The sequence below is a fragment of the Streptomyces hawaiiensis genome, assembly GCF_004803895.1.
Taxonomy (GTDB): Bacteria; Actinomycetota; Actinomycetes; order Streptomycetales; family Streptomycetaceae; genus Streptomyces; species Streptomyces hawaiiensis.
This window is the reverse complement of record NZ_CP021978.1, coordinates 4,757,064-4,783,137: the sequence shown is the minus strand read 5'-3', so window position 1 is coordinate 4,783,137 and position 26,074 is coordinate 4,757,064. Positions and strand designations below refer to the sequence as shown.

28 protein-coding genes and 1 tRNA gene are annotated in these 26,074 nt (G+C 69.3%); 7 read left to right on the top strand and 22 right to left on the bottom strand.

From position 1 onward, the window contains the following. Positions 1-129 precede the first annotated feature (129 nt). Entirely contained in the window at positions 130-594 is a 465-nt protein-coding gene (locus CEB94_RS22105) for a GatB/YqeY domain-containing protein (protein ID WP_175433865.1), read from the bottom strand. A gap of 136 nt (positions 595-730) precedes the next feature. On the opposite strand from CEB94_RS22105, the gene CEB94_RS22100 reads away from it, so the two are divergent. The 3 genes from CEB94_RS22100 to CEB94_RS22090 all read left to right on the top strand — a co-directional run bounded on the left by CEB94_RS22100 (position 731) and on the right by CEB94_RS22090 (position 2,821). Beyond that, positions 731-1,669: a metallophosphoesterase gene (locus CEB94_RS22100; protein ID WP_175433864.1), complete on the top strand. Its 939-nt coding sequence runs from the start codon at positions 731-733 to the stop codon at positions 1,667-1,669. A gap of 260 nt (positions 1,670-1,929) precedes the next feature. Further along, a complete protein-coding gene (locus CEB94_RS22095) occupies positions 1,930-2,700 on the top strand; it encodes a Pr6Pr family membrane protein (protein ID WP_175433863.1) in 771 nt (256 codons plus the stop codon). 47 nt (positions 2,701-2,747) lie between these two features. Continuing rightward, positions 2,748-2,821, top strand: a tRNA-Pro gene (locus tag CEB94_RS22090). Positions 2,822-2,898: 77 nt separating this feature from the next. Here CEB94_RS22090 and CEB94_RS22085 read toward each other — a convergent pair. The 11 genes from CEB94_RS22085 to CEB94_RS22035 all read right to left on the bottom strand — a co-directional run bounded on the left by CEB94_RS22085 (position 2,899) and on the right by CEB94_RS22035 (position 9,283). Continuing rightward, positions 2,899-4,065, bottom strand: a complete 1,167-nt coding sequence (locus CEB94_RS22085; RefSeq protein ID WP_175433862.1) for a site-specific integrase — start codon at positions 4,063-4,065, stop codon at positions 2,899-2,901. Further along, positions 4,065-4,253, bottom strand: coding sequence for a helix-turn-helix domain-containing protein (locus CEB94_RS22080; protein WP_175433861.1), 189 nt, complete (start codon positions 4,251-4,253; stop codon positions 4,065-4,067). Before CEB94_RS22080 ends, CEB94_RS22085 begins: the two co-directional genes overlap by 1 nt. Then, positions 4,250-5,626 (bottom strand): replication initiator protein RepSA, encoded by a 1,377-nt coding sequence (repSA, locus tag CEB94_RS22075; protein ID WP_175433860.1) that lies wholly within the window; start codon positions 5,624-5,626, stop codon positions 4,250-4,252. The genes CEB94_RS22080 and repSA overlap by 4 nt, the downstream gene beginning before the upstream one ends. Continuing rightward, positions 5,619-5,801, bottom strand: a complete 183-nt coding sequence (locus CEB94_RS22070; RefSeq protein WP_175433859.1) for a hypothetical protein — start codon at positions 5,799-5,801, stop codon at positions 5,619-5,621. The genes repSA and CEB94_RS22070 overlap by 8 nt, the downstream gene beginning before the upstream one ends. A gap of 87 nt (positions 5,802-5,888) precedes the next feature. Next, a complete protein-coding gene (locus CEB94_RS22065; RefSeq protein WP_175433858.1) occupies positions 5,889-6,212 on the bottom strand; it encodes a SpdD-like protein in 324 nt (107 codons plus the stop codon). A 24-nt stretch (positions 6,213-6,236) separates the two neighbouring features. Beyond that, on the bottom strand, positions 6,237-6,392 hold the full coding sequence (locus tag CEB94_RS22060) for a hypothetical protein (protein ID WP_175433857.1): 156 nt from the start codon (positions 6,390-6,392) through the stop codon (positions 6,237-6,239). A 9-nt stretch (positions 6,393-6,401) separates the two neighbouring features. Further along, a complete protein-coding gene (locus CEB94_RS22055; RefSeq protein WP_161368208.1) occupies positions 6,402-6,593 on the bottom strand; it encodes a mobile element transfer protein in 192 nt (63 codons plus the stop codon). A gap of 1 nt (position 6,594) precedes the next feature. Further along, positions 6,595-6,789: a hypothetical protein gene (locus CEB94_RS22050; protein WP_175432619.1), complete on the bottom strand. Its 195-nt coding sequence runs from the start codon at positions 6,787-6,789 to the stop codon at positions 6,595-6,597. A 19-nt stretch (positions 6,790-6,808) separates the two neighbouring features. Beyond that, positions 6,809-7,489, bottom strand: coding sequence for a DUF2637 domain-containing protein (locus tag CEB94_RS22045; RefSeq protein ID WP_175433856.1), 681 nt, complete (start codon positions 7,487-7,489; stop codon positions 6,809-6,811). A gap of 82 nt (positions 7,490-7,571) precedes the next feature. After that, positions 7,572-8,927, bottom strand: coding sequence for an FtsK/SpoIIIE domain-containing protein (locus CEB94_RS22040; protein ID WP_175433855.1), 1,356 nt, complete (start codon positions 8,925-8,927; stop codon positions 7,572-7,574). Between the two features lie 2 nt (positions 8,928-8,929). After that, positions 8,930-9,283 carry an SCO3933 family regulatory protein gene (locus tag CEB94_RS22035; RefSeq protein WP_175433854.1) on the bottom strand — a complete coding sequence of 118 codons (354 nt, stop codon included), beginning with the start codon at positions 9,281-9,283 and terminating at the stop codon, positions 8,930-8,932. A 149-nt stretch (positions 9,284-9,432) separates the two neighbouring features. Between CEB94_RS22035 and CEB94_RS22030 the strand changes: the two genes are divergently transcribed. From CEB94_RS22030 to CEB94_RS22015, 4 genes are all read left to right on the top strand, one after another. Next, entirely contained in the window at positions 9,433-9,801 is a 369-nt protein-coding gene (locus tag CEB94_RS22030) for a GntR family transcriptional regulator (protein WP_175433853.1), read from the top strand. A gap of 233 nt (positions 9,802-10,034) precedes the next feature. Further along, positions 10,035-11,249 (top strand): helix-turn-helix domain-containing protein, encoded by a 1,215-nt coding sequence (locus CEB94_RS22025; protein ID WP_175433852.1) that lies wholly within the window; start codon positions 10,035-10,037, stop codon positions 11,247-11,249. 19 nt (positions 11,250-11,268) lie between these two features. Beyond that, positions 11,269-11,754: an NUDIX domain-containing protein gene (locus CEB94_RS22020; protein WP_175433851.1), complete on the top strand. Its 486-nt coding sequence runs from the start codon at positions 11,269-11,271 to the stop codon at positions 11,752-11,754. Between the two features lie 14 nt (positions 11,755-11,768). Next, on the top strand, positions 11,769-11,978 hold the full coding sequence (locus CEB94_RS22015) for an e9imm peptide (protein WP_175433850.1): 210 nt from the start codon (positions 11,769-11,771) through the stop codon (positions 11,976-11,978). A 420-nt stretch (positions 11,979-12,398) separates the two neighbouring features. Here CEB94_RS22015 and CEB94_RS22010 read toward each other — a convergent pair whose 3' ends face one another. The 10 genes from CEB94_RS22010 to CEB94_RS21965 all read right to left on the bottom strand — a co-directional run bounded on the left by CEB94_RS22010 (position 12,399) and on the right by CEB94_RS21965 (position 26,071). Next, entirely contained in the window at positions 12,399-12,941 is a 543-nt protein-coding gene (locus CEB94_RS22010) for a GNAT family N-acetyltransferase (protein WP_175433849.1), read from the bottom strand. 421 nt (positions 12,942-13,362) lie between these two features. Continuing rightward, the gene (gene gntA / locus CEB94_RS22005) at positions 13,363-14,496 is read right to left on the bottom strand and encodes a guanitoxin biosynthesis heme-dependent pre-guanitoxin N-hydroxylase GntA (RefSeq protein ID WP_175433848.1); all 1,134 of its coding nucleotides are present in this window, start codon (positions 14,494-14,496) and stop codon (positions 13,363-13,365) included. Further along, positions 14,486-15,292, bottom strand: coding sequence for an enoyl-ACP reductase FabI (gene fabI, locus CEB94_RS22000; RefSeq protein ID WP_218945921.1), 807 nt, complete (start codon positions 15,290-15,292; stop codon positions 14,486-14,488). Before fabI ends, gntA begins: the two co-directional genes overlap by 11 nt. A 63-nt stretch (positions 15,293-15,355) precedes the next feature. Continuing rightward, a complete protein-coding gene (locus tag CEB94_RS21995; protein WP_175433847.1) occupies positions 15,356-16,717 on the bottom strand; it encodes a condensation domain-containing protein in 1,362 nt (453 codons plus the stop codon). Then, positions 16,707-17,996, bottom strand: coding sequence for a beta-ketoacyl-ACP synthase II (fabF, locus tag CEB94_RS21990; RefSeq protein WP_175433846.1), 1,290 nt, complete (start codon positions 17,994-17,996; stop codon positions 16,707-16,709). Before fabF ends, CEB94_RS21995 begins: the two co-directional genes overlap by 11 nt. Continuing rightward, positions 17,989-19,707 (bottom strand): thiamine pyrophosphate-binding protein, encoded by a 1,719-nt coding sequence (locus CEB94_RS21985; RefSeq protein ID WP_175433845.1) that lies wholly within the window; start codon positions 19,705-19,707, stop codon positions 17,989-17,991. The genes fabF and CEB94_RS21985 overlap by 8 nt, the downstream gene beginning before the upstream one ends. Next, the gene (locus CEB94_RS21980; RefSeq protein ID WP_175433844.1) at positions 19,704-22,364 is read right to left on the bottom strand and encodes an aldehyde dehydrogenase family protein; all 2,661 of its coding nucleotides are present in this window, start codon (positions 22,362-22,364) and stop codon (positions 19,704-19,706) included. Before CEB94_RS21980 ends, CEB94_RS21985 begins: the two co-directional genes overlap by 4 nt. A gap of 238 nt (positions 22,365-22,602) precedes the next feature. Then, the gene (locus CEB94_RS21975; RefSeq protein WP_175433843.1) at positions 22,603-23,835 is read right to left on the bottom strand and encodes an ATP-grasp domain-containing protein; all 1,233 of its coding nucleotides are present in this window, start codon (positions 23,833-23,835) and stop codon (positions 22,603-22,605) included. Further along, entirely contained in the window at positions 23,832-24,998 is a 1,167-nt protein-coding gene (locus tag CEB94_RS21970; RefSeq protein ID WP_175433842.1) for an MFS transporter, read from the bottom strand. The genes CEB94_RS21975 and CEB94_RS21970 overlap by 4 nt, the downstream gene beginning before the upstream one ends. 92 nt (positions 24,999-25,090) lie before the next feature. Then, positions 25,091-26,071: an AurF N-oxygenase family protein gene (locus tag CEB94_RS21965; RefSeq protein WP_175433841.1), complete on the bottom strand. Its 981-nt coding sequence runs from the start codon at positions 26,069-26,071 to the stop codon at positions 25,091-25,093. Between the last annotated feature and the right edge of the window lie 3 nt (positions 26,072-26,074).

Sequence of the window (26,074 nt, the reverse complement as noted above, 5' to 3'; positions counted from 1 at the left end):
CGCGGCCGGGGCGCTGCCAGGGCCTGCCGACCGGACGCGCTCGGGGACGATCACCGTGGCGACCGGTCAGCCGCGCCCGGACGATGCGCGGGTCAGCCGACCGGGACGCGCCCGAGGACGATGGCCAGGTCAGCCGGCCAGCAGCTTCTTCACCGCTGCGGCGACGCGGCCGCCCTCGGCCTGCCCGGCCACCTTCGGGTTCACGATCTTCATGACCGCGCCCATGGCCCGGGGCCCCTCCGCACCGGCCGCCTTCGCCTCCTCGACGGCCTGGGCGACGATCTGCTGGAGCTGCTCGTCCGACAGCTGCTGCGGCAGGTACGTGGCGAGGACCTCGCCCTCCGCCTTCTCCCGCTCGGCCTGCTCGGCACGACCACCCTGTGCGAAGGCGTCGGCCGCCTCACGCCGCTTCTTCGCCTCCCGGGTGATCACCTTCTGCACCTCGTCGTCGGAGAGCTCGCGCTTCTGCTTGCCCGCGACCTCCTCCTTGGTGATCGCGGCGAGCGTCAGCCGGAGCGTCGAGGAGCGCAGCTCGTCGCGCTCCTTGATCGCAACGTTGAGGTCATCCTGCAGCTTCGACTTGAGCGTGGTCATGGGGTCGATTGTCGCAGGTGCGGGAGGAAGAACGCCCCTCGATTTAAGGGGGCCATGGCCGAAGGGCCGGTGCGGTCAGGCGATTTCGCGCACCGCCCGGGCACGGACAACGCCCCGGGTCTGACACGATGGTCGTATGCGCGCGCGATACGGAGTCCCCCTGGGAATCGCGGCGGCTGGCGCCGCCGGTCTGTTGTACGCGGCGGGCTTCGAGGCCCGCTCCTTCCGCCTGCGCCGGGTGACGGTCCCGGTCCTGCCCGCGGGGATGCGCCCCCTGCGCGTGCTCCAGGTCTCCGACATCCACATGGTCGGCGGCCAGCGCAAGAAGCAGCGCTGGCTGCGGTCCCTGGCGGGCCTGCGCCCCGACTTCGTGATCAACACGGGCGACAACCTCTCCGACCCGGAGGGCGTCCCGGAGGTCCTGGACGCGCTCGGCCCCCTGATGGAGTTCCCGGGCGCGTACGTCTTCGGCTCCAACGACTACTACGGCCCCAAGCTGCGCAACCCCGCCCGCTACCTGTTCGAGAAGGCCCAGGGCCGCCACGGGCTCAACGGCAACTCGCCGGCCGAGGGCGTGGTGCACAACCCGTGGGAGGACCTACGGGACGGCTTCGACGCGGCGGGCTGGCTCAACCTGACCAACGCGCGCGGCGAGCTCAAGCTCGAGGGCGGCTCGGTGGAGCTCACGGGCCTGGACGACCCGCACATCAAGCGGGACCGCTACGCGCAGGTGGCGGGCGGCCCGTCCGAGTCGGCGGACTTCTCCATGGGCGTCGTACACGCCCCGTACCTGCGCACCCTGGACGCCTTCACGGCCGACGCCTACCCCCTGGTCCTGGCCGGCCACACTCACGGCGGCCAGCTGTGCGTCCCCTTCTACGGCGCCCTGGTCACCAACTGCGACCTGGACACGGACCGCGTGAAGGGCCTGTCCACGCACACGGCGGAGGGCCGTACGTCGTACCTGCACGTGTCGGCGGGCTGCGGCACGAACCGCTACACACCGGTCCGGTTCGCGTGCCCGCCGGAGGCTACGTTGCTGACGTTGGTGGGACGCGAGGCGCCGGGGCGGTAGCCGGGGACACGGAGGCAAGCGCGAGGCCGGCCCGGCCTGGGTCCAGACCACGGGGCCAACCCGGGGCAGACACGGAGCCGCCCCGGGGGACACGGAGCTGGCCCGGGGGCACGGAGCCGGCCCGGGGGACACGGAGCCGGCCCGGGGGCACGGAGCCGGCCCGGGGGACACGGAGCCGGCCCGGGAGCGGTAACAGGGGCGGTAACCCACACAGCCCTGCCCACATCGCCCCCTATGTCCGTTTCTGTCAGCGTGGGGGCATGACCGCCCCGATACCCCGGGACATCCCGGACCTCCCAGCGATCCCGTCCCCGCCGGCACTGAAGCCCTCCCCGGTGCCCGCCACAGCCGTCGTCACCCCGGTTCGCCGCCCCGCGGCCGCGGCCTACCGCCTCCTGATCGCCGTTGCGGCGGCCGCGGGTGTGACGCTCGAACTTCTCGTCGGCGACCCGTCCCGGGCCCTGAGCTACTTCGCGATCCAGAGCAACATGCTGCTCGCGCTGGTCATGGCCCTCTCGGCCCGCCGCGCGTGGACGGCCAGCCGTCCACTGCCGGGTGCCGTGCTGGGTGCGACGCTGCTCTACGTCGTCATCGCGGCCCTGGTGCACCACCTCCTCCTGGCGAACGAGGCGAGCCCGTTCTCCCTCACGGGCGTGGCCGCCGCCCCGACGGGCTGGCAGGCCCTCTCCCACTCGGTGCTGCACACGGTGACCCCCGTCGCGGCGGTACTGGACTGGCTCCTCCTCACGGCCCCCGGCCGCCTGCACCTCCGCCAGGCCAGCACCTGGCTCCTCTACCCCCTGGCCTACCTGGCCTTCTGCCTCACCCGAGGTGAGCTGCTCCTCCCGGGCACCCCCGACCGCTACCTCTACCCGTTCCTGGACGTCGGCCAGGACGGCTTCAAGCGCGTCCTCGGCAACGCCCTCCTCCTGGGCCTCTCCTTCTACGCCCTGGCCGTGCTCCTCGTGGCCCTCGACCACGCCCGCCCGAACCCCATCCGCCACCGCGGCAAAACCGGATTTCGTCTCTAGCCACCGGTGGGCTAAAGTAAACGTCGTCGCCGCGACAGCAGCGACATCGGGGTGTAGCGCAGCTTGGCAGCGCGCTTCGTTCGGGACGAAGAGGTCGTGGGTTCAAATCCCGCCACCCCGACAGCTAAGTAGCAGATCAGAGGGCCCTTACCGAGTCGGTAAGGGCCCTCTGGCATTGCTGCGCATCTATCTGCGTGACTACCGCTCTGAATCCCGCTTGAAGATGCCGTCCATGACCACCGCACCGGTCTGGATCACGGGCCGGATCTGCTTCCGGTACACCTCCTCGGTCACGGCCGTGCCGGAGTGGCCGACGAGCCGAGAGATCTCTTCCAGCGGGACGCCGCGGTCGGACAGCAGCGACACGAAGCTGTGCCGGAGCTCCCTCGGTGTCCACTCGTCGGCGTTGATCCCTTCTGCGTCCTTGAGCGCCTGGCGGAAGGCCCGCCGGACATTGGTCGCGTCGAGCGGCTTGCCGACGGCCGAGGAGAAGACCAGCCCGTGTTCCTCCCAGCTGTCGCCAGCGGCAAGCCGCTCCCAGCCCTGGTCCTCGAACTGCTGCCACAGGACCTCGACGCAACGCGCCGGCAGAGCGAGCGTTCGCCGGGACTTCCGGGTCTTGGTGTCCCCGCCGCGCCGGACCGAGCGCCACACGGCGATGTGCGGGGGCTGCGGCGGATCGGCGTCCGGCCTGCCCTTGAGGAAGACGTGGTCCCAGGTCAGCGCCCGCAGCTCCTCAGTGCGGGCACCGGTCAGCAGGGCGACGACGATGTACGCGTGCATCGAGGTTCCCTCGGCCGCCTTGAGTACCGCCTCGGCCTGGGCCAAGGTGAGCGCCTTGGACGGTCGCCCAGCCTGGCCCTGGGGCACGGAGCACAGCTCGACGACGTTGCGCTTCACCTTGTCCCGCGCCATGGCCCGCTTGACCGAGCGGTTCAGGCAGGAGTGGACGGACTGCAGCGTGCGGGTGCTGAGGGTCTTGGCCTTGGCGGCCAGCCAGCGGTCGACGTCCTCCGCACTGAGGTCGCGGAGCTTCCGGGCGCCCAGATCGGGGATCACGTGGTTCTGGCTCAGGATGGTGCAGGTCTCGACGGTGCCCGGGTCGCGACCCGCCAGGCCGTAGGCAAGCCAGTCGTTCACGGCGTCGGCAACGGTGTAGCCCGTGGGCGCGATCGCAAGACCGTCTTCGTGGTCCCGCAGCACCTCCTTGAGCTTGTTCTTCGCCTCTGTCTTGGTCCTGCCACTCCCCCGCTTCACGATCCGCTTGCCGCTCGGATCGAAGCCGAGGTTCGCCGTGGCGATCCAACGCTGTCTCTTCTCGTCCCAGTGGAGCCCACCGTCGCCGCGGCTGCGTCGCTTGGTCATCAGGCGGCCTCCTCCAGCTGGTGCTGGATGAAGTCGCGTACCGCGTCGGCGGGTATCCGGCGAGCTCCGTCAATCTTGATGGAGGCCAGCCGGTGAGTACGGATCAGGTCGTAGACCTTGGAGCGTCCGACCTTGAGCCGTGTCATGACGTCCGACACCGTCAACAGTTCAGTGGTGGCAGTGGTCATGCTGCGGCTCCTTCCAGGGCGAGTTGGTCGCGTAGGGCTTCGCGTGCGGTTTCGCGGTTGAGCTGGAGGTCGCGGGCGATGGTGGCCGCCAGGGCGGATTCGCCGGGCGTGTGGCCGTGGCCGGCGTACTGCCAGTCGGCCAGGACCAGGACGGTGTCCGGCTCTCGGTCATCCAGGCCGAGGGCGGCGTGTTCCTGGGCTGCGCGGTAGTCGGCGCGGGCCTGCCGGAGTTCGCCGAGGGTGGTGGAGTAGCGGCGGGACTTGGAGGAGAAGTGGCCGCGGAAGCCGAGCATGTGAGCCCAAGCCCACAGACGCCGGTCGGGGTAGCTCGGGTCGAGCTGCTTGCAGGCCTCGATGAGGCGGCGGGTGTGGTCGGGGACCTGGTGGCGGTCGAGTTCGGAGAGTTCGCCGATGCGGCGGTCGAGGGTTCCGGTGTTCTCGGCTGCCTTGGTGGCGTACTTGGCCACGTAGGAGGCGACGGCCTGCTCGGTGATCTGGGAGCCGTCCCCGAAGGCCTTTACCGGCCGGACGTCGAGCTGGGTGCCCCAGCGGAAGGTACGGGCGGGCTGGTCCTCGGCTGCCGGGACGGAGACCGAGGTGTAGGAGTGCGCGGCCGCTGCACGGATCGAGTCGGCCAGGAGATCGACCGTCGCCCAGGACGGCGGGGCAGTCTCGGGTCCGTCGGGGCCGTCGATGCGGATGACGGCATGGAAGTGCAGGGCGCCGCGTTTCTGGAACTCGGCGACCTTGCCGTACGAAAGGCGGGCGCACTCCTTCAGCTCCCGCTGTGTGATGCCGGCGCGGGCGGCGATCTCGCGGCGGAGCCGGTTGGTGAAGCGCTGCCAGAGCTGCCCGGCGTGGTTGTTGAACAGCACGGCACCCGCGTAGTCGTACGTCGCCGGATCGAGGGCCGTGCCCAATTCAGGGGCGTCCGGGGTGTGACGGGTGCCGCAGCGGCAGACGCCCCGGTCGGGACGGTTGTGGACCGGGCCGAACGAGGGAGCGGTGAGGGTGGCGAAGACCCGAGGGTGATCCCGGACGCTGGCGGGGATGTCGCGTCGGTCGTCTCCGGCGAGTCCGGCGCGGATGAGGTGGTAGGTGTCGCCCGCGTAGGTCCAGGCGCAGGAGGGGCAGCGGGACGCGCGGCGGTTGCCGCAGGCGACGCGGAGCCGTCCGCCCGGCTCGTTCGCGGTGGTGTAGTGGTGCAGGGTCTGGCCAGTGGTCTTGTCCTTGGTGAGGGTCCAGCCGGTGAGGTGGATGGGGTCGGCGCAGCCACCGGTGCGGCGGATCTGCTCGTGCCAGCGGTCGTAGTCAGAGGCCGAGGCCACCCTCAGCAGGTCGCCGAGGGTGGTCGGGTCGAGCAGGTCAGGCACGTGCAGCCTCCCGGGCACGGGCGGGGACGGTGCCCTGGCCGTGGCAGGCCGGGCAGTTGGCGGTGATGGTGTGCCGGTGGCCGTGCCGGTCGCGGCTGCCGGTGGTGATCGCGGCGGTGGCGAAGCCGTCGCAGTTCGGGCAGATGCGGGCCGTCGGTGTGGTGCGGTGCGTCATGCTGGGTGTTCCTTCCGGTTGCGAGATCGGACAGGGACGGCGCCCGGAGCGGACGAGACTTGGCGGTTGAGGCCGCTCCGGGGCCGGTCAGCGCCGCTTCGTCTCCGAGGCGAGCAGGGAGCGCAGGACGACGGCGCAGACGGCGACCGAGGCGCCGGTGATGGCGACCGCCAGGAGCATGGAGACCAGGACGGCGCCGACGACCAGGACCACGGCGGTACCGCCGCCGACGAGGGCCAGCGCGGTGCCCGGGGTGAGCTGCACCGTCGGCCGAGCAGGCGCGGGGGCCGGGGCCACCGGGGCGGGCTGCGAGACCTGAGCGGCCGGGACGACGGTGGTCGGCTCGACCACGGCAGGCGGGCTGACCTGCCCGGTCGGCGTGGGCATGGTCGGGATCTTCGGACGGAACATCGGCGGTTCTCCCTTCCGGGGCGGTTACTTGATGAAGGTGTCGATGGCGGGGGCCAGGACGCTGTCGGCGAGGAGGAAGCCGCCGAGCAGCAGGACGGCGATGAGCCAGGCGGGCGGGCGGATGAGCTTGACGCCGAGGTAGCCGACGGCGAGCAGCGCGAGCCAGAGCGGAACCTGCATGGCGGCCTCCTAGCGGACGCGGCAGCGGTGGGTACGGGCGGCGAGCTGGGCGGCGGACTGGCTGGAGTAGTCGGCGGACCAGCCGCAGCGGTCGGCGGTGCACACGGCGGCGTACTTGGTCTGGCCGTGGCGGTCGCGGTGGGTGCCGATCTGCACCGGGCCGATGCGCATCACGGAGTGGAAGTGGTCGCGGGCGGGCATGTCAGTCGGTCTCCTCTCGGGTCAGGGCCGGGTCGGGGAAGGCGGCGCGGATACCGGCGGCGGTGGCCGGGTCGGTGGTGCGGCGGGCGGCTTCCTCGGCGAGCAGGTGCGCGAGGAGGGGCCGGTTCGCGGCGGCCATCTCGCGGGCGGCGTCGAGGTGGTCGGCGGCGGTCAGGTCGGCCGGGTCACTGGTCATGGCGTGTCTCCCGTCGAGGTCAGGCGAGTTGGGCGGCGATGGCGTCGGCGAGCTGGGGCGGGACTCCGAGGCGGGCGCGCAGGGTGTCGGTGTCGATCGGCGTACCGGTACGGGTGCGGTGGTCGTCGGCGACCTTGCGGGCGTGGTCGACCAGCGCGGCCGGGACCGGCACAGCAGGAGCGGGCTCGGCCGGGGCGGGATCGGCAGCCGGGAGGGCCGGAGTGTCGTCGACCGCCGGGGCCAGCTCGGGCTCACGCTCTGGTTCGGTCTCGGTAACCGGCTCAGGGCGCGGCTCGGTGACCGGTGCTGCGGGTGCCGGCGGATCCGGCAATCGGTCCGTGGCGGAGTGGGCGAGGAGGGTGCCGCCCATGAAGGCCAGGGCGGGCCAGGCGGCGACGAGGATGCGCAGCCATGCCGGGACGTCGGTCAGGTCGAGGAGTCCGGCGGTGGCGACGTTGGCGCCGAGGGAGGCGACCAGGGCGATCACGAACCAGCACCAGGCCAGCCGGGACGGCCCGTCGGAGCGCAGCCGCCGCCAGGCAGCGACCAGGAGCAGGTCCACCGAAATCGGGTAGGCCCAGGCCTTCCAGCCGTCCTGTCCGGCAGCGGCGGCCAGGTCGTGGAGGTGGGCGAAGGACAGCGCCCCGGCGATGACGGCCTGGACCAGGACGGCGTCGACGCGGAGAGCGGGGCGGGCCATCACGGCTCCTTCCTGTGAAGTGGCATGGCGGGGGTAGGGACCTGGCGCGAAGCGGTCGCGCCGACCGGTGGAGCGGGGAAGGTCAGGCGGTGGCGGGGGCTGTCTTGGACAGCGGCACCCGGGCCGAGGGCAGCGCGGCGACCGCGGGCCGGTAGGCGGCCAGGGCGGGCACGTCGGGGGTGCGGTCGGCGTACTTGTTGCAGGTGTTCACGGCCTGGCGCAGCGAGGTGTGCGGGGCGCGAATGCGGTGCCAGCCACCGGTCGAGTCACCGGCGATCGCGATACCGCGTGTCTCGGCGGGGATCTGGATGGCGGCCAGGACGGCGTCCGGGGAGATGTCGCCGAAGGCCATGTTGGCGGAGGTTTCGTCGTTGACGCGGTGGGCGGTGCGGCCGGTGAGCTGGGCGCGGAGCATGGTGATGCCCTTGCCGAGTTCGGAGCCGAAGCGCTGTCCGCAGATCTCCAGGTAGATGCCGGCCGCGCGGCCGAGCTGGGCGAGACGGACCAGGGCCGTGATGATCCGGTCCCGGCGCTTCTCCTCGTCCTTCGAAGCGAACAGGGCGAGTTCGGCGACCTCGTCGACCAGGACCACGACCGGCACGGGGCGAATGTCGTCGGGCAGGTCCCAGATGTCGGCGGCGATCTCCGCATCCGGCACAGCGACACTGATCCGCTGCTCAGCCCGGATCAGTTGATAGACCTCCCCCATGTGGGACACCAGCGCTTCCAGCAGCTCCAGGGCAGTGTCCGGGTTGTCGGCCAGCGCCGAGAAGCGGCGTGCCAGCGGGAACAGCTCGACACCCTGCTTGCAGTCGATGCCGACCAGGGCGACGTGTTGCGAGGCGAGCCCGGCGACCAGGTTGCGCTGGTAGACCGACTTGCCGGACTCCGTGGCCCCGAGGGTCAGACCGTGCGGGACGGCACGGTAGTCGCGGTAGTGCACCGAGCCGTCCTCCCGCAGCGCGACCGGGACCCGCATCGGAGCAGGATCGACCTTCGTGGGCATCTGGACCTGCTTGAGCACGTCGTAGCCGGTCATCCGCACCTCAACGACGCCGGAGCGGACTTCGCGGGAGGTCACGCCGTACATCCCGAAGGAGTGCCGCAGCCGGTCCGTCGAGGCCGACACGTCGAAGGCGTCCTGTCCCGGCCGGAGCTTGAGCCGCAGGACCAGGCCGGTCCGCGTCGGCCGTAGCCGCAGGATGCGCGGCACCCGGGATTCCGGCACCGGTCGGTTAGCCACCCGGGCCAGAGCCAGCCGCCAGCGCGAGGGCGGGACCGTCAGGCCGCAGGCGTCCATGACCGAGGCGTAGCGCACCAGGACCCGCACGGTGGCGACGAGGACCCCGAAGGTCAGCCAGTACCAGGCGGGGCGCCGCCACCGCAGGAGACCCGCAGCGGCGACGACCACAACCACAGCGACCATTAACCAGGTCATGATCAGGCCGCCTCGGATGCCGAACCAGCGGCGGCCAGCGAGGTGACGGCGACCGCGCGGAAGGCGATGCCGTGGCGCTTCTGGCCGTTGAACTCGTTCTCCCACGGCCGGGCGATCAAGCCCGTCAGCGCCACGGGGGTGCCCATGGCCAGGTCGCTGGAGATACCGGGCTCCGGGACGGTGATGGACAGGATCTCGACTTCGTCGTTGGCCGCGAACATCACGTCCACGGTCATCAGCTTGACGCCGTCGGCGTCGATAGCGATCTCACCGGTACGGCGGTCCTTGACCTTGGGCTGCGGGGCCTTGGCCACCATCACGGTGGCGCCGGACGTCTCGACGGGGATCTGACGCATGGGTGCGCTCCTAGCTGTCGTCGAACTTGACGTACTTAGTACGTCGACCTGTCACGAGAGTGCACCTGAAGTACTTAGTACGTCAAGTGGTTCTCGACTGTTGTCGGTTGGATGTGCTGCACTTAGTGCGACAAGCACTGAGAGGGGCTATGGCCGAGTTCACCGGACGCGCGAAGTACCTGGAGATCGCTGACGACTTCAAGCGCCGCATCCGCCAGGGAGAGCTGGCACCAGGTAAGAAGCTGCCGTCCGAGACCGAGCTGATGGCCACGCACGACGTCTCCCGCACGGTTGCCCGACAGGCGATCTCACGTCTTCGCGAGGACGGCTACGCGATCTCCCACCAGGGCAAAGGCAGCTTCGTCACCCTTCCCGACGAACCTCGTCCGACCAAGCACAGCCCGGAGTTCGAGGAGATCGCCGGGTACCTGTCGGACGTCCGCCAAGAGGTGCGTCGGCTCGCTGAACGGATGGATCAGCTTGAGCAACTGGTGCGGAACCAGGCGCAAGACGACTGACCAGCACCTCAGCTCGGTGTCCGAGCGCGGCCACCTCCTCACCAAGCTCTCTGACCTCTCTGATGAGTTCGACCACTTCGGCCGGGGTCAGCGGCATCGTGGCTCCTTCGTCGCGGTTCGACCTGGCAGTCCCTGGGGTTGTCAGCAACGCTAGGAGCGGGTCGCCGGAGTACCCCGGAAAATCTCTCCGGGGTCCCACGTAGAGACGGGGGGACGCTCTTGCCATGCGAGGAATGACGACGAACCTGACGATCGGCGAGCGCGTTGCCTGGTACCGCCGCAGGCGTGGCATGTCCCAAGAAGTTCTGGCCGGACTGGTGGGCCGAACGGTCGACTGGCTGAGCAAGGCCGAGAACAACCGGATCGAGCTAGACCGGCTATCGGTCATCAAGTCGCTTGCCGATGCCCTCGACGTAACCCTGGGCGACCTGCTCGCCGAACCCACCCTGTTGGACTGGACTGTTGACAGCGGCAGGCGCACGGTGCCGGCGCTTCGCTCGGCCCTGATGAACTACCGCCAGTTGACCCCTCTTCTCGGGGTCACAACTGAGGGCGAGCCGACCTCACTCGACGAACTCCGCAGCAGCGTCGCTGAGGTGTGGGACGCCTACCAGGACTCGCGCTACGCGTTCGCCACTCGCCGCCTACCGCTGTTGCTGGCCGATGCGCTCATCGCTGCCCAGGCTTACCAGGGCCGGGAGCGTGAGAAGGCGCATGAGCTCATGGCGATGACGTACCAGGGCGCGGCCATGGTGCTCACCAAGCTCGGCGAGGCCGATCTGGCGTGGATCGCAGCCGACCGCGGCTTGGCTGCCGCCCAGCAGTCCGGCAATGCCGTGGTGACCGGGTCTCTGTTCCGCTCCGTCGCCCACTGCCTGTTGTCCACTGGCCGCTTCGACGCCGCCACGCAGCTCGTCGGTGACGCGGGAGAGTACCTTCGCCCCGGCCTGGACAACGCGAACCCTGCGTTCCTGTCGATCTACGGAACCCTGTTCCTCGCCGGATCCATGGCGGCTGCCCGGGCGGAAGACCGCGCCACGACTCAGGCCTTCCTCGCCGAGGCCGACCAGGCAGCCCGGCAGCTGGGAGCCGACGCCAACCACGCGTGGACCGCTTTCGGCCCGACCAATGTGGCCATCCACCGCGTAGCCACCGCCGCAGAGCTGGGGGACATGCAGGTCGCGGTGGATCTGGGCCCGCAGATCGACACCAGCTCGCTGCCCACGGAGCGCCGCACACGTCACAACCTCGAAGTGGCCCGAGCCCTCAGCGCCCACAACCGCATGGATGACGCCATGGCGAAGATCCTTGAAGCGGAGAGCTGGGCCCCCGAGCAGGTACGGAACCACTACCTTGCGCGAGAACTGGTGCTCACCTGGGTCCGGAACCAGAAGGGCCGGCCGAGCCGCAACCTGGCGGACCTGGCCAACAGGCTGCATGTCATCTGAGCTGGGTACTCTCGGCTGCATGGCACTGAACGCACAGGAAGCGAAGATGGCGCATCCGCGCATGGCAGCGGGTGCGCTCTTCTTTGATGCCGCAGGGCGGGTCCTCATGGTGGAACCCACGTACAAGGACTACTGGGAGATCCCCGGCGGGTATGTCGAGACCGGTGAATCTCCGCTGCACGCGGCTGTCCGAGAGGTCAAGGAGGAGCTGGGCATTACCCCACCCCTTGGGCGTCTGCTCGCGGTCGACTGGGCCCCGAACGAGGCCGAGGGTGACAAGGTGCTGTACCTGTTCGACGGCGGCCAGCTCAGCCAGGACGACGTGGCCCGGATCAGCTTGCAGCCCGACGAGCTGAAGAGCTTCGCCTTCTTCACTCCCGAGCAGATTTCGGAGCACACCATCCCGCGGTTGGCCCGACGCGTCATCGCAGCAACAGAGGCCCGAGGTGCAGCTTCGCCGGTCTACCTGGAGCACGGGCAGACACCCGGTACAGAGGCGGCGTGAGCACACCCCGCACCATGAGTCGAGCGGAAGGCATCCACCTCGTCCAGCGGCTCATGAACGCCCAATACGCCGACGAGGCCGAAGCCGACGAGATCATCACAGCACTCGTGCGTGGACTTGGCTGCCCGCACATCAGCGACTACGTCTTCTGGGACCACGATCCTCAGCTGACGGCAGAGAAGGTCGTCGACCGAGCTCTGTCCTACGAGCCGTTCGCCCTGTAACCGCACAGTCGACCGCAACGCGGTAAGAGTTTCTCTACTTCATCAAGGCCCGCGCACGGCGCGGGCGCGCGCCGCCTCTGCGGCGCGGCCTGCCTCCTGTCTGCGCCCCGGCTGGCCGCGCCCGGCGGCGCGCTCGGCGGCTGCGGGCATGAAGTGGGAGACACCCTCTGTGGCTGGGGCGGTCGGCTCCACGACTTTAGGCAGCCACCATGGGGCGAGCCTCGAAGATCATGGCCCCAACGTCGTGCTTTAACGGGCAGGTCCACAGACTGCCCGACTCGCCGGAAGCTTACGGGGCCATGATCACTCGCCCCATGGCAGCTCCCGCCCAAAGTCGCTCCGCCGACCTGGCGTTTCAGGCATGCCCCGATGTAGGGCTGGACAGCTCACCAGCGGACAGCGCCTTCGCCCAGATGTGAGTCAGAGCGGGTCGAGGATCATGAGGATTTCGTCGCGGTCGTCGTCTGCGGCGAGCCTGAGGGCTCGGGGCCAGCGGCCGATCTCTTTCCAGCCGAGCCGTCCGTAGAAGTCCTCCAGGCCGACTCCTGCGCGTGCGGCAAGGTGCAGTTGTTCCAGGCCCATCTCGTCGCGGGCGATCCTGCGAACCTCGTTCATGAGGGCGTTGCCGAACCCACGCCCGCGGACTGTCGGGCGAGTTTGTACGTGGTGGAGAGTGCCCCAGTGCGCGATCAGCGCGAAGGGGTCGCGTCGTACGTTGAGCCACCCGACGAGCTTGCCGTGGATGGTCGCGGTAAGGAGGCGACTCGTGTCGGGTTCCAGGGCACCGACGATCTGGTCGACAGCAGGGCCCGCGTGGGAGTGGTCGATTGGAGGAAAGGGGAAGCCTGCCGCACCCCCGGTGTTGGTGACCTCGATCCAGCAATCGGCGAGCGCGTGCTTCAGCGCAGGCGTGACGTCGTCGCATGAGGTGAACTGCTCGAACGACAGAGGGTTGTTGACCATTTCGGGATCCTCGCACGGGGGTCTGACAGCGAGCCGATCGGATCGGCCGTTGTTCCTGGCAGCGTTCGAGTGCGAGCCTGAGTGTCTAACTGCGTGACAACGCGGACAGACAGCGGCGGACGAGCACGGACACTCAGGGACCGTCGCAGCACGTCAGGGGGACACTGGCCCAAGGTCGGCGGCCCGCGCGAGTTGCTTCGGGACGAAGAGGTCGTGGGTTCAAATCCCGCCACCCCGACAGTGAAGTACCAGGTCAGGGGCCTGATCCAGTGAGTGGATCGGGCCCCTGAGTGGTTCCTGGAGATCGTTTGGGACGGTCTGCCTGGGGCGGCCGTCGGCCTCCGTCTGTGGCCCGACCGAAACCGCACACCACTCCGGAACCGCACACCACCTCGAAACGATCAGCGGACCCGGCCAGGGTTCACTCGGTGGATCCGGACTCACCGGGTCGTGCGACGAAGGGGCACCCCCAGTCCGAGTCGGTCATCCGGCCGCTGTAGTGGCGCGCCTCGGATCGGTAGGTGACCAGGCTCGGGTTCACGGATCCGTTGAGGTCGTGGTCCCTGTCCCGGATCCTCTTGCGCATCTTGAAGAACGTACGCCCCATCGCGTTGAACTGCAGGTGGGAGTTGAACACCAGCGCCGGCATGGTGAATCGCCGGCTCGGACGGCTCGCGCCGGGGTGGAGCCCGACGATGAAGAAGGGGTGACCGCCGACGGAGAAGGCGAATCGTGGCGAAGAAGGGTCCGGGGCGTACTGGGTGGACCATGGGTGGTGTCTGCTGTCCCGGTCGTGCATGTCCTGCAGATGGCGCCACATCGTGTCCTCGAAGGCCCGTTCCGACGTGTCGGGCAGGCTGTCGAACGTGGCCACGAACGACGCGTAGCTCCGTTCGCCGGGTTCGAGTGACTCAAGGAAGTCATGAAGTCCTGCCAGTGTGTTGCGGACGGCGTTCGCACTTCCCAGTTCTCCGCAGTGCCGGAGCGAGATGGTGTTCCGCTTCAGGGCCGCTCTGGCGCCCAGACAGACGAAGGAGTCCCCGCCGATGAACTCGGCCAGCGCCCCGTACGCGCGCTCCTCGGTGCCGACAGCCGCCGGCCCGGGTACCGGGTGAGTGGACAGCATCTGGGCGGTGGACACCGTGACGGCTGTCCCGTCCTCCGCCTCGATCGTCACCTCGACCGATATCAGACCACCGCCCATCGCCTGTCGTGCCTTGACCAGCCGGGCACGGGCCGTGAGCACGTCGCCCTTCCGGATCGGACGGATGTGGCGGTACTCCTGAGAGAGGTGTACGGCTGACGTGTAGTCATAGCCGAGCGGGTGTCGTGCCACGACAGCCGCCTCGGCCTGAGCCGCCAGACGGACGGCGAACGTGGGCGGTGCGATGACGTCCGGGTATCCCAACGCACGGGCCGCCTCCGCGCTGCGGTACGCCGGATGAGGGTCGCCGATGGCATCGGCGAACTCCGCGATCCGGTCGCCGGTCATCTCGACGGGTCCCACCAGGGCCGGAGCCTGTGTATCAGCGTCGGACAAGAGCTCAGCGGCCACGGACCCCACCGTCCCCCATGGCGTGAACTCCTCCGTCGACGTGCAGGATCTCCCCGGTGGTCGAGGGCAGCCAGTCCGACAGGAGAACCGCGCACGCCCTCGCCACCGGCTCGAAATCCGCGGCCTGCCACCCCAGTGGAGCTCTGCGGTCCCAATCGTTCTCGGCCTGGGCCGGGTCCGTGTCCTGTTCGTAGGTGGCCCGCCCGGCCGGCGTCCGCAGCGGTCCGGCCGCCACGAGGTTGACCCGGACGCCCTGCTCCCCGAGATATGCCGCGAGGTAGCGTGCGCACGCCTCGAGGCCCGCCTTGGCCACGCCCATCCAGTCGTACCCCGCCCAGACCTGGCGGGAATCGAAGTCGAGTCCGACCACCGAAGACCCCCTGCGCAGGAGCGGAAGCAGCACGGTGGTCAGCGACTGCAGGGACACCGTGGAGACCTCGAACGCGGTCGTGGCGTCCTGCCGTGTCGTGCTGAGGAAGCCGCCTCCCAGGGCGCCGGGTGGTGCGTACGCAATGGCGTGCAGCACCCCGTCGAGGTGATCGACGTGTTCGCGGATTCTGCTTTCCAGCCTGGCCAGATGCTCGTCGTCGGTGACATCGAGTTCGATCACCGGGGCGGGTTCGGGCAGCCGCCCCGCTATCCGCTCGACCAGGGAGAGGCGACCGTACCCCGTGAGGATGACGCGGGCTCCCTCCTCCTGAGCTTTGCGGGCTACGTGGAAGGCGATCGAGCGATCCGTGAGAACGCCCGTGACCAGGATGGTCTTTCCTTCGAGCAGGCCGGTCCGTGCAGTCACGATGTCCACCTTTCGCAATGTCTGTCCGTGCGGTGACGGCCCTGCCCGGCTGGTACAGGGGTGTCACTCGCCACGTAGGCGCGTGTGCAACGCGGTGACCGGCAGGTCGGGCTCCTCCGCGGCCGCGGCGGCCACCGCCAGTACGGCGTCGAGCAGCGGCTCGGGCTCCGGCAGGACGCGGGTGTCGTACGTGAGGGTCGCTTCCACGACGCCAGGGCGGTCCATGTAGTAGTTGATCCACACCGCTGCCGTCGACGGTCCGGCGGAACGCTCGCCCGCCCACAGCGGGGCGAGGAAGTCGCGGGTGGCGGTCGTGGCCTTCGCGCTCGGCCCGAGAGCGATCGGGCGCGCGGGCGGCAGCACGTTGACCCCCACGTTGCGGGGTGCCAGCGGAGCGACCTCGCGGATGGACATGCCGTACGTGGGCGGCAGTTGCTGGTTGGTGTGGCAGTGTGCGGTGATCCACTCGCCGACGCCGAGCGGGGCGGGGCCCGGTGGAAGCAGCACGCAGGGTTCGACCAGCGGACCAATGATCAGCACGTCTTCCGGCTTGGTGTGACCGTGGCGAAGGCTGAGCAGCGGCTGCGGTCCGTCCGCCCACAGGCTCGCGGCGAGAGCGGTCACGGCGAACAGCACCTCGGCGCGGCTCAGCCCGGTTCGCGTCGCGACGGTGGCGACGTCCGTGGCCAGCCGGGCCGGAAGTGCGCCGTCGAAGGTGCCGTCGGCCACGAACGGTTCGGGCCATCGCGGCTCACCGCCGGGCAGCCGCATGGCGGGCCCCGGCAGCGGGTGCGGCTCGAGCAGGCCCCGCCACCGGGCGAGGCTCTCCTCGCGTACCCGGTGTGCGGGCAGGTCGCGCAGGAAGGCTTCGAAACCACGCCCGCGCACGCTGTAGTCGCCCGACCGGTAGGAGCCGGCGACGGCCCGGATCAACAGACCGAGCGCCCAGCCGTCGATCACGGAGTGGTCGAAGGAGAACGCGAGCAGCTGTTCCCCCTCGTCGGCGGGGTCCGTCGCACGCAACAGGCACACGCGCCCCACTGGGTCGCTGCGCAGGTCTGGCTTGTCGAAGAACACCGGCGCCAGGAAGGCGGCCGCCTCCGGGCTGAGCCGGCCGTCCGACGCGACGGCGGGAACGTCGACGACCTCCAGCTTCAGGGGGACGGGCTCCTGCCGTTCCAGGCAGGGACCTGCGTCCGTGGTCCTCAGCCGCAGATGCAGGACGTCCGTGGCCAGCGTCACCCGCTCGACGGCCTCGGCGAGCCGCGCGGTGTCGAGCTGGCCGCTCACGCGGAGCAGGTTCCATGCCATGTCCGCCGGATTCCCGCGCAGGTATCCGTCGGCGTCCGTCTCACCGTTGGCCAGGCTGCGCACCGGCATGCCGTACGCGGGCAGGGTGGCCCTCTCGATGTCGTCAGTGCTCACGGCCGGCCTCCCAGGAGCGCAGGATGAGTACGGCGTTGTGACCGCCGAAGCCGAAGGAATTGCTCATCGCCACGTCGACCCGGTGCTCCTGCGCCTCGTGCGGGACGAAGTTCAGGTCGTCGGCGATCGGATGGTGGCAGTTGATCGTCGGCGGTACCAGGGAGTTGCGGACGGCCAGGCCGGCGACGATGGCCTCGACGGCGCCGGCGGCACCGATCATGTGGCCGGTCATCGATTTGGTCGAACTGATCGGTATGCGCTCGGCGTGGTCGCCGAAGACAGCCCGGATGGACTCGATCTCCGACCTGTCGTTCGCCTGCGTCGAGGTGCCGTGGGCGTTGATGTAGTCCACGTCGGTGGGCTCCAGGGCGGCGTCGGCGAGCGCTGCCGTCATGGCGGTCCGGGCACCGCGGCCTTCGGGATGCGGCGCCGTCCAGTGGTGTGCGTCCGAGGTGGCCCCGTATCCGGCCACCTCGGCCAGGATGGTCGCGCCGCGGGCGAGTGCGTGCTCCTCCGATTCCAGGACCAGTACGCCGGCTCCCGCGCTCATGACGAATCCGTCCCGGTCGCTGTCGAACGGACGGGACGCCTCGGCCGGTGCGTCGGTGCGGGTCGACAGGGCATGGGCGTTACAGCTCGTGGCCAGTTCGAGCCGGGTGAAGATGTGCTCGGCGCCGCCCGTGATGGCAACGTCCACCACGCCGTGCCTGATCCAGCGGGCCGCCTCGCCGATCGCGTCCGCGCCCGACGCGCAGGCCGTGCTCAGGGCCCGGGTCGGCCCCGTCGCTCCGAACGCGAAGCTGATCTCGCACGCGGCGCTGTCCATGGCGCCGGTGATCTGGGCGAAGGGGCTGACCTTTCGGATGCCGTGCTGCTCAAGGGTGTTGAGGTGCTTGGCTACGGAGGACACCGGTCCGTACCCGCTGCCGATCAGTACGCCCGTCCGCTCTCCCGTGGCCTCGTCCAGCTCCAGCCGTGCCTGCCGCATCGCCTCGGCGGCCGCCGCGAAGGCGTATTGCGCGTAGGCGTCGGTGCGCCGGATCTGTCGCGGGCCGAGGTGGCGGGACGGATCGAATCCTCTGACCTCGCCGCCGAAGTCGGTGGGCAGACCCGTCGTATCGACCCCGGTCAGTGGCGCGATGCCGCTCTTGCCGGCCGTCAGGGCAGCCCAGGTCTCGTCCACGGACAGACCGACCGGAGTGACGGCTCCCCAGCCGGTGACGACGACCCTGCGGCCCTCTCCTGTGCGCGTGCCCGGCGCGTGGTTTCCCTTACTCATCGCCTGCTCCTGCGATCTGGGGGAAGTCGCCGCCGGCCACGTCCGCGCCGAACATCGCGTCGCTCAGCCGCACGGGCACATGGAGGACGACCACCTCTCCGGCGGCGCACTTCTGCCATGCCTGCGCGACGTCGGAGGCGAGGGACTCCTTGTCCCACACGGTCACCTGGTGCAGTCCGGGGATCTGCGGCGCCTGGACCCGGATGGACTCGGGGTCGACGAACGCGTGGTCGCCCACCGGGTTCTCCCGCTGGTCGAGCTGCACCTGCAGCCAGCCGTAGCCGCCGTTGCGCAGCACCACGTAGAGGAGGCCGCCGCTGTACTTCACCGCGGTGGGCAGGTCGGCTCCCGCCATGGTGAACGCGCCGTCGCCGACGAACGCCACCACCGGACGCTTGGGAGCGGCGAGTTTGACCCCGAGTGCGGCGGCCGCACCGAAGCCCAGGCTCGTCTGCTCGGACGGGACGACGGAACCGGCGCCCGCTGCACAGGCGTAGAGCGGGTACTTGTAGGACCACATGTCCTGCAGACCGTTCTCCTGCACCAGGATCCGGTCGGCGGGCAGTTCGGTGTCCAGGGCCCGAAGCACTTCGGCGATGTGGAGGTCCTCGGAGCGCGTGAGGCTGTCGAGCAACTCCTGGTGGGCCGTGTGAAGTTCGGTGTGCACGGAGCGGACGGTCGCGGTCCACTCGTTGTCGGCGGGCTCGGCGGGCAGATGCGCCAGCCAGGACCGCACGGTCGGCCCTGCGGGAGCGAGCGCCTTGGGCCCCTGGAACCCGGTCGCGAAATCGGCCGCCGCCACGTTCACCTGGACCACGGGGACGTCGCGCCCGATGGTGTCGGGCCACTGGAACGTGGCCGTCTCCTCAAGCCGGCTGCCCAAGGCGACGACGCAGTCGGTCTCCTGCCACAGTCGCGCTGCCTGCTCCGGTGTGTAGAGGCCGGCGAGACCGCAGAAGTACGGCGACGCCTCGTCGACGGAGCCGCGGCCGGACGCCGTACTGAAGACCGCGGCGCCCAGCCGCTCGGCCAGCCGCTCCACGTCGCGGCCGCCGTTCTCGTGGCGCATGCCCCCGCCGACGAGAAGGACCGGGCGGCGAGCAGCCCGCAGCGCCTCCAGGACGGCGGAGCCGGCTCGCGTGACGATCTCGTCCGGGAGCTCGGAGACGTCCGGTGCCGCCGGTACCGCGAGCGAGGTCTCGCAGAGCAGGTGCTCCGGAATCTCGACGTACACGGGTCCCCGCTCGTGGCGGGCGACGAGCAGGGCGCGCTGGAGCGTGGGCACCAGCCGGTCCGGGTGATCCACCCGGGCCGCGTACTTGACCAGCGGCGCCACGACGGCGAGCTGGTCGAGTTCCTGGAACGCCCCGCTGCCTCGGTGCCGGGCCCCGGTGCCGCCGCTGAGCAGGAGTACGGGGGCAGCGGACGCCGCCGACTCCAGCAGTCCGGTGACCGTGTTGGTCACGGCCGGCCCCTTGCCCACGACGGCTACGCCGACCTCGCCCGACTGGATCGCCCAGCCGGTGGCCATGAACATCGCGTTGCGCTGGTCGCGGCACAGGACGAAGCGGATCCCCGCCTCGTGCGCCGCTTCCAACGCGTACATGTCGTCGCCGGGCAGGCCGAACACGGTCTGTACTCCGGACGCTGAGAGTACCGAGGCGGCGACGGACCATGCGGCGGCCGCGGACGTGGTGGTTTCGTTGCTCATGACTTCCCCGGCAGGTGGTCGGCGACGGCCTTCGACAGGAGCAGCGGTTCGGTGTGCCGCTTGCGGCCGACGGAGATGTAGTTGGCGCGGATCCCGCGGCCGCCGAACGGATGGTTGCCGCTCTCGATGTCGATCAGGGTCTCGTCGACGCTCACCATGTGGCGGTCCCTGAGGGCCTCGACGGTGTCCGGCAGGGAGCCGAACACCGTGGCCGCCATGGCGCGTTCGGCGTAGTAGGGGTGGCGTAGCAGCTCGTTCAGCCACTCCTCCGAGGTGTAGGGCACGACGTTGAAGACGGGCGCGAACATCTCTGGGGGCAGGAAGGGCTCGTCCGTCGGGTGGATCAGGACGGTGGGCCGCACGTGCCGGTCCACGACGTCGATACGGCCGCCGGCGGCGATGAACTCGCGCTTCTCGCACAAGTAGTCCAGCGTCGACGCGAACGCCTCGTCGTAGAACATGGCGCTGTAGTCGGCTGTGGCGTCGTGCGCGGTGCCCAGGCGCAGCGCCTCGACCCGCCGGGACAGCAGGTTGCAGAACTGGGCGCTCACCGAGGTGTGGACGAACACCACATCGGGTCCGAAGCAGTCCTGTCCGGAGTTGAGCATGCGGACCTTGACCAGGCCGTCGACCGCTGTGCCGAGATCTGCGTCGGCACCGACGACGAACGGGTTGATGCCCTGGCCGAAGAAGCAGAACACGGTGTCGCGGGGCAGCTGTTCGCGGATGGTCTCGGCGTTCTCGTAGGAGCCCGTGAAGACGAGGACGTCGGACTTCTTGCCCACGTTCTCCATGAACTCGCGCTGGCCGCTGTCGTCGAGCAGCAGGGGCAGTGCGTGGACCGTGCCGATCAGCTTGTGCAGCGCCCGGGTCTGCGCGTCGATCATCCGGGAGGGCCGGAAGACGACCTTCTGGCTGTAGAGGCTGGGGATGACGACATACAGGATGTAGCCGTACAGGGGGATGTTGGAGGGCATCAGCACACCGGTCTGGCCCACCGCCTGCGGACCGTAGCGCGATACTTCCGCCACCGCGCCCTCGAGCGCTTCGATGGAGGCGTCGATCTCGTCCGTCGCCGTCCGGTGGTTGCAGACCTCGGTGAGGATGCGGAGGATCTCGGACCTGCGCTCGCTGAGGAGCCTGGCCACGTCCTGGAGCACGGTGATCCGGTCGCCGAACGGGATGGCCCGCTCCGCGGGCTTGGCCGGCGTCTGCTGTGCGGGCGCCTTCTCCGAACGGCTTCTGAGGGCGGCCTGTGCCATGTACCGCAGAGCGGTGAGGTTGGCCTTTCCGTTGGTGTGCTCGGGGAACTGCTTCACCACGAGCACCTTGTTCGGCTGCTCGAATTCGGCGACCAGATCCGCGAACACGCGGCGCCAGTGAGCCGCCGGACGCTCGTCGGGGTCGGCGACGACGAAGACGAGATCCGTGCCGAAGCGGCCGTTCTCCACGGGTATGACGCGCACCGGCCGACCGCATTCGCTGGCCTTGGCGGTGATGGCGTCCGGGTAGAGCGTGTTTCCGAAGCGGTGGACCGCGGCCTTGCGGCCCAGCACCCGCAGGTTGCCGTTCTCGTCGAGGAAGCCCAGGTCCTGCGTTCGGTGCACCGCGCGCTGGCTCTCCCGCACACGGCCGCCCGGCTCCAGCATCCCCACCATGATGTCGGGCGTGTGCACGATCACTTCCCCGACTTCGCCGGCGGGCAGGGGACGGTCCTCGTCGTCCACCACGGTGACCGTGATGCCGGCGAGCGGCCGGCCACAGAGATTCGGATGGTCGGGCGCGGCCAGCGCGATGTTGCCCGCCTCGGAACTGCCGTATCCGTCCAGCAGCGGCTTGCCCATCTGCTCCGTGAAGCGGCGCAGGAGGTCGTCCTGCAGCGGTTCACCACCGACACACCACATGCGCACGGACTCGAGGAGAGTGGTGCTCGTGTGTCCGCGGTCCAGCATGCGCAGGATGCCCTCGTACACAGCGGGAACGGAGTCCACGACCGTGACGCCCAGGTCGACTATGGCTTCGAGGGCCAGGTCGGTGCGCCGGCTCGGCAGCAGAGCGAGGCTCGCCTTCGCCTGCCACCACAGAAGCAGGATGGAGAGGCCGTACTGATGCGTGAACGGCAGCAGCGGCAGCAGTACGTCGGACTCGGTGTACTTCATCCGGTCCTGCGTACGGGACACGTTGGCGAGTACTGAGCTTCCGGACCGCACGATCCCCTTGGGGCGTCCCAGGCTTCCCGACGTCCACACGATCAGCGCGTCGGAGCGTCGAGCCCAGCGGTCGAACGAGAGCTCCGCGGGCTCACCGGCGTTCCGCTGTGCCGCCTCGTCGAGTTCCCGCAGAGGAATCCAGTGCGCGTCGAGCTCCTCGAACGCGGGCATCGACTCCTCGTGGTCCGAGACAAAGAAGTCTGCGTCGGCCTCCTCCACCAGGCGTGCGAACTGGTTCGGCGTGACCCCGCGGTCCACGAGCCCGACGGACACTCCGAGTTCCATGAGCGCGAACGTGGCGAGCACCGAGGCCGCGGAGTTCGTGGACGAGAGCAGGACCCGATGGGAATCATTGACGCCGCGGGCCTGCAAATCCCGGATGACGCTTGCGCAGGAGATCCTGACCTCGCGCCATGAGCGGCTGCTTTCATTGCGGCTGATGAGCACCAGGAAGACACATCCATTCTTCGAACAGAGTCGGCGAGTGGGGCAACACCCGGTGGACGCTATGCGGAGGTGCTCAAGCGGGAATCAAGCGTGGCTCCGGGCCGGGAGACAGGGGTTGCGACATGACGAAGCCGCCCGAGCCGAAGAGCTCGGGCGGCTTCGAATACCAGGGTCAGGATCTCGATAGTGTCCGGAAGGCAGACAGGGGTGACAGGACGGGCCATGTCGGGCCTCTGCCTCAGGGGCCTTCGACATAAAGTCCGGTGGACTCCATGGACCGGATCGCCAGCTGATCACGATCGAGCTCGGCCTCCGTGTCGGCGACGAGGGATATGAAGCCGGGAGAGGTCGCCATATCGACCGTCCGCCGCATCTGTGCGCCCTCACGGACGCCCGTGACCAGCCGGTCGAAAGCGGGCAGGCCGCAGAACCGGTCGTGCCACGCGGAAGACACGCCGGCGCGGCTGTTGATCAGCCAGACGTTGCGCACGGTCCTGCTCCAGTGCACGTCGCTGCCCTGGAAGGCACGGAAGCCTTCCTGATCCGTGAGCGCCAGCGCGAGCAGCTCCACGTGGGACGTCCCCGAGTAGCGCTCGATCACGTCGGGCAGCATCGCGCCCATGAGCCGTGCCCCGGTCTCGATCAGCACCGGACCGTCCTCGGTGAGCATCACCTCGCTGTGCGCGGCGCCGTTGGTGATGCCGAGGGCGGTGACCGCCGACACCACGTAGTCGATCAGTTCCGCGACATGCGGGGCCGTCATCGGCAGGGGTTGCTGGTAGTCGTACAGCGGTGCTCCGGTCGGCCCGGTGGTCTTCGCCGACAGCCAGACGTCGGACACCTTCTGCACGCCGTCCACGGAGACCGTATTGACGATGTACTCCGTGCCGACCAGGAACTTCTGCACCACCGCCGACGGGTTCGGGTTGCCGAAGTAGTCGTTGCTGCGCATGACGGCCTCGCAGGCCGACCGCACCTCCTCCTCGGTGGCGCAGATGTGCACGTTGTCCGTGCCGGCGCTGGCTGCCGGTTTGACGACGACCGGGGAACCGGCGGTCGTGAACCACTCGACGGCGGCCTCGGGGTCGGTGGTGTTGAAGCCCACCGGTGCGGCCAGCCCGGCCGCGGCGAGTCTGTTCGCCATCAAGTACTTGTCGCGTCTGGCCTCGACGCCGTCGAACTCGTTGCCCGTCAGCCCCAGTTCATGGGCGAGGGTGTCCGCGAGCACCACTCCGCACTCGGTCCCCGCGACCACACGGTCGACCTCCGTCTCCTTCAACGCCCGTACGGCATCGCCCAGGTCGGAGAACCATCCGAGGTCTGCCGCGTAGTAGTCCGGCACGAAGGAGGACAGCAGGCGGGCGGGCACCACCTCCTGGCTTCGGACGTGGACGCACTCCACGCCCCGCTCGCGCAGCTTGTTCACCAGAAGGCTGCCGGTCGAGTAACCGTCGACGATCGCGATCTTCACTGCGGGGCTCCCGAGTTCTCCAGTTGTTCGCTCCGCGCGGCGGGGGCGTCGCTCCCCTTGCTCCGAAGTCGCAGGTCACAGAGGTAGGCCACGCCGGCTATGAGTGCGGCGGTGGCACCGAACGCGGCGAAGGAAGCAGCGGAGCCACCGTGGTCGAGAACCGTGCCGGCCAGCGGCGACCCGATCACGTTGCCGACCAGGATCGCGCTGGCGTAGGTGCCCATGGCCACTCCCTTGCTGTCGTCGGGTGCGAGCCGGCTCACGGCGCCGGCACTCGCCGACAGGGCGGGTGCCACAAGGAGGTTGGCCGGGATGGCGAGCAGGCTCAGCCAGTACCACTCGGTCGCGAGCCCGATCGGGATGCAGAGCAGACCGAGGCACGCGCCGATCGCGAACACCGACGGCGGGCGGCGCATACCTCCGTAGAGGAAGCCGCCGGCCACGGAAGCGATGCCCGCGGCCACCAGAAGCAGCCAGCTCCACTGCAGCTGACCGGACTTCTGCAGGGTGCCGATGGCAGCGACCTCGAAGCCGATCACCGCGATCGAGGTGGCGACGGTCACGCTCAGCGCGCACACCATCCGCACGGTCAGCCAGCTGCGCAGCCCGGGCTTGGGGCCGTCCGCTGCCGGACGTGCCGCCTTGAGGGGCGGGTCGAGCAGCAGATATGCGGCGCCCGCGACGAGCAGCATCGTGCCCATGGCCAGGAACGCCACCGTGGGCGACGCCATGGAGGCGAGCAGGATGCCGAAGGACGGGCCTGCCATGTAGGCGATGTCGGTGGTGATCGCCTCGACCGCGTAGGCGGTGTGCCGGTTCTCCTCGGTGACCATGTTGGCCAGGGCCAGGCGAATGACCGTGAAGGCCGGCAGCGTCGTCAGACCACCGATGAACGCGGTGGCGACCAAGGCGGGGAACGGCAGGAAGTGTGCCAGCCCCCAGAACAGCGCCTGGGCGATCACCAGCAGACCGAAGACCCTGCGCAGACCGTAGCGGTCGAGACCACGGCCCTGCAGAGGGGCCCCCAGGCCCGCACCGGCCGTCCAGGACGCGGCCACCAGACTTCCCGCACCGAAGCCGCGGTCCATGTTTCCCACTACGTGCAGGATGAGGACCGAGGAGATACCGAGGCCGGGCATCTTCGCCAGCAGCCCAACGGCCATAAGGGGTCGAATTCCGGGTTCGGAAAACAGCCGCCGATAGGCAGAGAACACGAGTACACCTCTTGCGTCAAGAATTGAGGATGCGGAGGGAACTACTGCTCGTCGCCCCAGTCCCAGTCAACCTGGCCGAGCAGATCCATATCGGAGAGGAGGCAGCGAAGGCCGCTGAAGTCGCGCACGAGGTTCTTGCGACCCGCATCGTACTGGATTTCGGAGATCATCTTCTCGGCGTCGGCCACGCCGTGCATGGCGAGGATCTGCTGCCAGGTCCGGTAGTCGTTGGCAACGAACGCCTCGAGTCCCGTCATCATCGTCTCGACGAAGAACCTTTTCTGATCCTTGGAAAGGAAGTCGTAGACGGTTTTCGCGAGTTCACCGGTGATGGACGAGTGGCAGATTTCGTCGCGGTTGTGCAGCTGTACCGTCGTCGAGTTGATGACCTGGATTTCTTTGTCGTCCGACAGCAGGTGCAGATAGGCGCTGATCGAGGTCTCGGAGACCGTCGCGAACGCGAGGGTGGTGAGCTTCTGCTCCCAGGACTCCGAGCACTCGTCGCGGAGTTCCGCGAGACGCCGGACGATGTGCGGGGCGGGAAGCACGGTGTCGGGGATCTCGATCCGCCGCTTCCGCCGAGTGATGGTACTGGCGTTGAGGTGCATCAGTGTGTGGTACTGCTCGTCCACCATGGCCTGGGCGAGCGACTGCTCGAGGGCGGGGCCGCCCAGGGACGGGAACTCCCCCTCGATGACGTAGGCGAAGGCCGGGTTCACCACGCGCTGTTCGGCCAGGACGGTGTGCTTGTTGTAGGCCAGCCAGGCCCAGCTCAGCATCCGGCTCCGGACGTCGGGGTCGAGACCCTCCCACACGGGGTGGCCGGCGAACGGGACGAGCCGTTCCGGATAGTCGGGACGGTCGACTTCGAACAGGTCCTCGAGCTCGGGCTCCTTGCGCTTCACCGTCGCGCGCCGGTGCCAGTTGCCGGCGAGGCGTGTGATGACCGCGTTCTCCACCGGGTGCGTGGGGTCGAAGGGCGGGAATCCGGGTATGTCGATCAAACCGCGGCTGCTGTTCATTCG